Source organism: Pseudomonas sp. GM48 (assembly GCF_000282335.1).
In the GTDB taxonomy this organism is placed as follows: Bacteria; Pseudomonadota; Gammaproteobacteria; order Pseudomonadales; family Pseudomonadaceae; genus Aquipseudomonas.
Window position 1 is genome coordinate 136,497 of record NZ_AKJM01000112.1, and the last position, 6,307, is coordinate 142,803.

General features: G+C 62.0%; 8 protein-coding genes. 7 read left to right on the forward strand and 1 reads right to left on the reverse strand.

Annotation, left to right across the window (positions count from 1 at the left end):
- The first annotated feature begins 3 nt into the window (after positions 1 to 3).
- From gspH to gspM, 6 genes are read left to right on the forward strand one after another with little or no spacing between them, the layout of a single operon-like run.
- Positions 4 to 471 carry a type II secretion system minor pseudopilin GspH gene (gene gspH, locus PMI28_RS08790; RefSeq protein WP_007989345.1) on the forward strand — a complete coding sequence of 156 codons (468 nt, stop codon included), beginning with the start codon at positions 4 to 6 and terminating at the stop codon, positions 469 to 471.
- Positions 464 to 847 (forward strand): type II secretion system minor pseudopilin GspI, encoded by a 384-nt coding sequence (gene gspI / locus PMI28_RS08785; protein WP_007989347.1) that lies wholly within the window; start codon positions 464 to 466, stop codon positions 845 to 847. The genes gspH and gspI overlap by 8 nt, the downstream gene beginning before the upstream one ends.
- Positions 840 to 1,382: a type II secretion system protein GspJ gene (locus PMI28_RS08780; RefSeq protein WP_007989348.1), complete on the forward strand. Its 543-nt coding sequence runs from the start codon at positions 840 to 842 to the stop codon at positions 1,380 to 1,382. Before gspI ends, PMI28_RS08780 begins: the two co-directional genes overlap by 8 nt.
- The gene (locus PMI28_RS08775) at positions 1,379 to 2,230 is read left to right on the forward strand and encodes a type II secretion system protein GspK (protein WP_007989350.1); all 852 of its coding nucleotides are present in this window, start codon (positions 1,379 to 1,381) and stop codon (positions 2,228 to 2,230) included. The genes PMI28_RS08780 and PMI28_RS08775 overlap by 4 nt, the downstream gene beginning before the upstream one ends.
- Positions 2,227 to 3,333, forward strand: coding sequence for a type II secretion system protein GspL (gspL, locus tag PMI28_RS08770; protein WP_007989351.1), 1,107 nt, complete (start codon positions 2,227 to 2,229; stop codon positions 3,331 to 3,333). Before PMI28_RS08775 ends, gspL begins: the two co-directional genes overlap by 4 nt.
- Positions 3,330 to 3,761 carry a type II secretion system protein GspM gene (gene gspM / locus PMI28_RS08765; protein ID WP_007989353.1) on the forward strand — a complete coding sequence of 144 codons (432 nt, stop codon included), beginning with the start codon at positions 3,330 to 3,332 and terminating at the stop codon, positions 3,759 to 3,761. Before gspL ends, gspM begins: the two co-directional genes overlap by 4 nt.
- On the opposite strand, the gene PMI28_RS08760 is transcribed toward gspM, so the two are convergent.
- Positions 3,754 to 5,034 (reverse strand): MFS transporter, encoded by a 1,281-nt coding sequence (locus PMI28_RS08760; RefSeq protein ID WP_007989354.1) that lies wholly within the window; start codon positions 5,032 to 5,034, stop codon positions 3,754 to 3,756. The two genes, gspM and PMI28_RS08760, sit on opposite strands and share 8 nt — an antisense overlap.
- 119 nt (positions 5,035 to 5,153) lie before the next feature.
- Between PMI28_RS08760 and PMI28_RS08755 the strand changes: the two genes are divergently transcribed.
- A complete protein-coding gene (locus PMI28_RS08755; protein ID WP_007989356.1) occupies positions 5,154 to 6,056 on the forward strand; it encodes a LysR family transcriptional regulator in 903 nt (300 codons plus the stop codon).
- Positions 6,057 to 6,307: the final 251 nt, after the last annotated feature.

The following is a 6,307-nucleotide window of genomic DNA, read 5'->3' on the forward strand; positions in this document are numbered from 1 at the left end:
TCCGTGGGTTACCGCTGCCGGGGGTTTACCTTGCTGGAATTGATGATCGTGATGGTCGTGGTCGGCGTTTTGCTGGGCATGGTGAGCCTCGTCGGTGGGGGCAGTCCCGCGCGCCAGGTCAGACAGGAAGCCGAGGCGATGGTGCAGGTGATTCATCAGTTGCGTGAGCGTGCGGTGTTCGAGGGCCAGGAGTATGGCCTGCGGCTGAGTGCCGAAGGCTACCGGGTGATGCATCTCAGTGTTCGTGGATGGGAGCCGGTGAAGGTGCTGACTGACTGGCCCCTGAGCGTGCGAGTACGTTTTCAGCAGGACGGCTATGCGGTAGGGCTGGACGCTGACGAAGGTCCGCCGCAGTTGCTGCTGCTCAGCAACGATGAAACCAGCGCCTTCACGCTGACCTTCGAGTCCGGCAACAGGACCTGGTTGAGCCTGTCCGGCGATGGCATCGGCGAGGTGGTGATCGATGGCTAGCCGGCGATCCTTGTCGTCCATGGGCGGTTTCACGCTGCTGGAAATCATGGTGGCGCTGGCGGTCTTCGCGACCCTGGCGGCTGCCGTGTTGTCAGCCAGTCAATACGTGGTCAAACAGCGCGGCGCCGTTGAGGCGCGACTGTTCGCAACGTGGCTGGCGGACAACCGGTTGAACGAGTTGCGCCTGCAAGCCGGATTGGCGGCCGGCCGGCAACAGCAGGTGGTGTCCATGGATCAGCGCGACTGGGTGTTGCATCAACACATCAGCGCCATCGGTGATCCACGTTTGCTCCAGGTCGACATTCAAGTCAGCCCCGCAAACAGTACGCAGACGTTGCACCGTGCCCGCGGCTGGATACCGGCGGCTCATGAATAAGCAGCGCGGGTTCACCTTGCTGGAGCTGGTCATCGCCCTGGCGATCTTCGCCGTATTGGGGCTGGCCAGTTGGGGCTTGTTCGATAGCGTGGTGCGGGTGCAACGGGGCGCGACGGCCCACGAGCGAGAACTCAGGAGCCTGCAACGAGCGGTGGCGGTAATCGAGCGGGATTTGCTGCATGTCACTGCACAGCCGATGGTGCTCGCACCGCCGCTTTTGCAGTTCCAGCGCAGTCACTGGCGCAATCCTCTGGACCAACCGCGCAGTGAGCTTCAGGCGCTGACCTATCGACTCGACGGCGGCGTGCTGTGGCGCGAAAGCCAGGGCGAAGGCACAGAACTCGTGCAGCGGCAAAAACTCCTGGAAGGGGTGCGTGAGTTGCGCTGGCGTCTGTTCGACAGGCAGTCCGGCTGGGTTGCTCATTGGTCGTCCGGGCAGGACGCGAAGGCGCCCCTGGCGCTGGAGGTGCAAGTCTCGGTCGGGCGCTTCGAATCGATTCGTCGGGTATTGCCGATGCCGGGTGAATTGCCATGAACGGGCATCAACGCGGCATTGCGTTGATCAGTGTTTTGCTGGTCCTGAGCCTGGCGCTGTTGATCACCGGGGGCTTGTTGCGCAGCCATCACCTGTCGCTGCAAAGCACCGGGCAACAGTTGCAGCAAATACACCTGCGCCAACTCGCAACGAGCGGGGAAACCTGGGCGTTGTTACTGTTGCGCGACGCGTTGCAGGACACGGAAAAACCCGTCGAGCGGATACAGGGCTGGACGGCCATGGCACCGGGAATCGAGGTTGAAGACGCGCAAATCCGCATCGATATCGATGACCTCGCCGGGCGTTTCAATCTCAACGCTTTGTTACGCCAGGGCCAGGTGGATCAGGTCACCCTCAAGCGTTGGGCGCGCCTGCTTGAGCTGCTTGATCTTGCTCCGGTGCAACTGAGCCAGGTCGGGCCGCTGCGGGAACTGAGCCAGTTGCGCTTGCTGCCTGGCATTGACGCTAGCCTGTTGCAGCGGCTTGAGCCTTGGGTGGCGCTGTTGCCCACCGACACAGCCTTGAACATCAACACCGCACCGGCCCTGCTGTTGAGAACACTCGGTGAGGTGGACGCCGCGACCGCCGATGCGCTGGCGCGCCAGGCGGCAACGACGCCCTGGGCGAGCGTCCAGGCGTTTACACAGAACCCATTGCTCTCCGGGAAAGGCTTGAGCAGCCACGGGCTTGGAACCCGTAGCCGCTGGTATCGGATCAGCGTGCAGGTGACCCGGGACGGGCGCGAACTGCACCTGGCCACGGATGTCGGGCACGACCCGGAGACTCAACAGCTGACGGTGCTACAACGACGTTTTCTACCCATGAGTCGTCACGAGAGGCCGCAATGAATACTTGGCTTTACCTGACCACCGAAGGCCAGGACGCGCCATCCAGCCTTTGGCCTTGTGTCCTGTGGTCACAAACCGGTCAACGCCAGCCGATGCCACTGAATCAGGCGACCTCGGCATTGAAGGGGCAGGCGGTCGATGTGTTGCTGCCCATGGAAATGTGCAGTTGGGTACGCAGCGACCCGTGGCCGGCCCGGCGCAAGCCCCAGGCCCTGGCCATTGCCTACGCCGTGGAAGATCAACTGAGTGAAGCGCTGGAGGTTGTGCATCTGGGTGTTGGCGCTCGTGATCGTGACGGTTGCTACCCGGTCATGGTCATTGGCCGGGAACGGTTGGCCGCCGTGCTCGCTTTGCTGCGCGAGGCAGGTATTGAGGTGCGCGGGGTTTTCGTCGATGCCGATGTTCTGTCCGGCGATCAACCGAGCGGTGTGTGGTGGTTCGGTCGTTGGTTGCTGGGTGGAGACCGATCGGCGCGCATGGCGTTGTCGCAAGACAATCTGGCCTTGCTCACCCCGTTGTTGCCCAAGGACATGCAATGGCTGGACGAGCGTGAGGACCCCGCTGCAATCGATCGATGCCTGAGCCGTCGTCCAACCCAGGCCATCAACCTGTTGCAAGGCGCGTTTGCTCCACGGGGCAAGCCCCTGCTTTGGCGTGCCGGCGGGTTGGTGCTGTTGATGCTGGCGCTGTTGAGCTGGGGCGCCAGTGAAACGCGAATCGGCTTCCTCGACAGCGAGGTGCGCCATCTCACCAGTCAAAATGAACAGCGATTCAAGGCGCTTTACCCTGAGCAGAGCCGCATCGTCGACATGGCCGCGCAACTCAAGGCGCTGCAAAGCCAGCCTGTCGAATCGCAAAACACCCGCATCGCGGGGCTGGTCCGGTTGATCGAGCAGGTGATCGGCGCCAGTCCGGTCGAGGTCCAGCGCATCGAGTTACGAGCAGACGAAGGCTGGAAAATCCAGCTGACCGCCAGCGGGTTTGCCGAGCTGGAGCAGTTGCGTGAGCGCGGGCGACAACAAGGGATGCCCGTCAGACTCGATAGCGCGAACAAAGCCGCTGATCGGGTGCATGCCACCCTCACCATGGAGGACGAGGCATGAAGCAGATCTGGCGGCGAACTTCCACGCGCGAACAACAACTGTTGCTGGTGTTGGGCGTGTTTTTGCTGGCGGTTGTGGCCTTCAGCCTGATCTGGCAGCCGACCCGGCAACGGCTGGAGGACGTCGAGCGACAGTATCAACAGCAAATGGCCTTGGCCGCGCAACTGCAACGGGCGCAACCGCGTAGCCATGTCGCCGTTGACACCGATCAGCCGCTATCTCTGCGCATCAGTGAAAGCGTCGCAGCGGCAGGGCTGGAAATTCGGCAGATGGAGACCGACAGCGATCTGTTGCGCCTGACCCTCAATGGCGATTCACAAACATTGTTGCAGTGGCTCGACGGCATGGAGCGCAGCGGTGTCGTGCTGCAATCGCTGACGCTGGAAAAACGTGACGATGCTTTGGAGGCGCGGCTGGTGCTCAGATAGTCGAGGTGTGTTGTGGCAGCAGCGGCAACTTCGCCAGCTTCAACGCGATCAGCAGCGCAATCACCAGCAGCGTGCCGATGAACAGCCCGATCCCGTTCCATCCGGCCAAGTGCCAGAACACGCCGCCCGCCGTGCCGGCAATGCTCGACCCGGCGTAGTAGCTGAACAGGTACAGCGACGACGCCTGCCCCTTGGCCTTGGTGGCGCGGCGGCCGATCCAGCTGCTGGCCACCGAATGGGCACCGAAGAAGCCGAAGGTGAACACCAGCATGCCGATGATCACCAGTGGCAGCGGTGTGAACATCGTCAGGGCAAGGCCGGCGATCATCAGTGCAATGGTGCTCCAGAGCATTTTGCGTCGACCGAGTTTGTCGGCCAAGGCGCCGATTTTCGCCGAACTGTAGATACCCGACAGGTACACCACCGAGAGCATGCCGACGAACGCCTGCTCCATGTGATAGGGCTCGGCCAGCAGGCGGTAGCCGATGTAGTTGAACAGCGTGACGAACGCGCCCATCAGCACGAAGGCTTCGAGGAACAGCAGCGGCAGGCCGGCGTCGCGAAAGTGCATGGTGAAGCCGTCGAGCAGGCTGCGCGGGTGCAGCGAGCGGGCGCGGAAGTTGCGCGACTCGGGGAGGATTTTCCAGAACACCGCTGCCGCAATCAGGGCCAGGCCGCCGATCACCAGCATGGCCGTGTGCCAACTGACGAAGTCGATCAACACCCCGGTAATCAAGCGTCCGCTCATCCCGCCAATCGCGTTGCCGCCGATGTACAGACCCATCGCCAGGCCGATGTGCTGCGGGTGGATTTCTTCACTCAGGTACGTCATGGCAACCGCCGCCAGACCACTCAATGACAGGCCCACCAACGCCCGCATCGCCAGCACAGCGTGCCAGCTCGGCAGCATCGCGCTGGCAATGGTGCACAGGGCGGCGGCGAACAACGCGGCAACCATCACCGGTTTGCGCCCGACGCGGTCGGAGATGGGGCCAGTGATCAGCAGGCCGAAAGCGAGCATGCCGGTGGCCACCGAGAGGATCAGGCTGCTTTGCGCCGCGTTGATGGAATATTCGTGGGACAGCAGCGGCATCATCGGTTGCACGCAGTAGAGCAGGGCGAAGGTCGCGAAGCCGCCGCAGAACAGTGCCAGCACGGTGCGCATGAACGCCGGCGTGCCTTTCTCGATGTAGATCTCTGCAAGCTCAACGGCGATATCGTCCTGCGCTGCGGGGGGAATTTCATGGGCGAGTGGGGCGACAGCAGTTTTCACGTTGGACCTCGGAGGACGCAGCCGGTCAGGCAATGAAAAAAAGCATATAGCTGGCTAATGATTCAATCCAATATATTGTTCGACCTGTTTGATAGCTTTTACGACCTAATGAGGTTTTCATGGAATTGCGTCATCTGCGCTACTTCATCGCCGTCGCCGAAGAACTGCACTTCGGCCGCGCCGCACAGGTGCTGGGGATCTCCCAGCCGCCGCTGAGCCAGCAAATCCAGGCACTGGAACAGGAAGTCGGCGCGCGGCTGTTCGAGCGTACCAATCGTCGGGTCGAGCTGAGCGAGGCCGGTCGGCTGTTCCTGGAAGAGGCGCGGCTGGTGCTGGCGCAGGTCGACAAAGCGGCGGATGTCGCGCGACGGGCGCAACTGGGTGAGTTGGGTGAGCTGAAAATCGGGTTCACCTCGTCGGCCCCGTTCAACTCGACCATTCCCCAGGCGATTTTCTCTTTTCGTCAGCGTTTCCCGGCGGTGCACCTGAACCTGCGGGAAATGAGCAGCACCCAAGTGGCCGATGCGCTGGTGGACGAGTCGATTGAGGTCGGCATCATGCGCCCGCTCGGGCTGCCGGACTGCCTCAGCGTGGTCGAGCTGATGCGTGAGCCGCTGGTTGCGGTGCTCAGCTCCAAGCACCCACTGGTGCATGGCAGTGAAGAGGGCTTGTTTCTGTCTGCCCTGGCCCTCGAACCCTTTGTGTTTTTCCCTCGCAGCTATGGCAGTGGCCTGTATGCGCAGCTGCTCAGCCTGGCCCGGGACGCCGGTTTCAGCCCGCACTTCGCCCAGGAGGCCGGTGAGGCGATGACCATCATCGGGCTGGTTGCGGCAGGTCTCGGAGTTTCGGTGTTGCCGGCGTCTTATCAGCGGATGCGTATTGATGGCGTGGTCTATCGCCCGTTGCTTGATCCGGCGGCGGTGTCGGCGGTGTGGCTGGTGCAGCGCAAGGACCAGAAATCGGCGATGGCGCGGGCGTTTGTCGAACTGCTGACGAGGAAGGTTGAACCGTTGCAGGCGTGACTATTTTCAATGGTTGGCTCTGACTACCTCACATCGACTGATCAAAAATCCGGATTGAGCAGCCAACCTCGTGATATCAAACAAGCCAGGCTTATTGCGAAATCCTGGCAGGAGCAAAACCCATGACCGAACAATTCACTCGCCGGGATTCTGCCGAGTACCTCAAGACCGAAGAGGACATGGGTCAGTTAAGCAATTTCAGCCGCGACACCCTTTGTAGCAGCTGCCGAGCCCGCGAGGCTGCGTTCGGC